The following is a 211-nucleotide window of genomic DNA, read 5'->3' on the forward strand; positions in this document are numbered from 1 at the left end:
TCAACAAATCGTACCGACATTGCTGTTCGGTTAGTTTCAGACGGCCTTCGTCTTTGTCTGCTTCCAATTTGTTGACCAAGTCCGGTACATTCCAAAAACGTACCCTAAATCCTTGTGTCGCCGCTTCGATACCCAGTGCTGTGGCAATATGCGTTTTGCCTGTACCCGGTCCGCCTACCAACACCACATTACGCTTCTGTCTGATATAGTC

At 48.3% G+C, this 211-nt stretch carries 1 protein-coding gene; it reads right to left on the minus strand.

The features are described 5' to 3' along the window. Positions 1 to 211: ATP-binding protein (locus IR141_RS14365; RefSeq protein WP_135037886.1), on the minus strand; the 211-nt coding region annotated here is incomplete at both ends.

This window comes from Neisseria sp. 19428wB4_WF04 (genome assembly GCF_015235335.1).
In the GTDB taxonomy this organism is placed as follows: Bacteria; Pseudomonadota; Gammaproteobacteria; order Burkholderiales; family Neisseriaceae; genus Neisseria; species Neisseria musculi.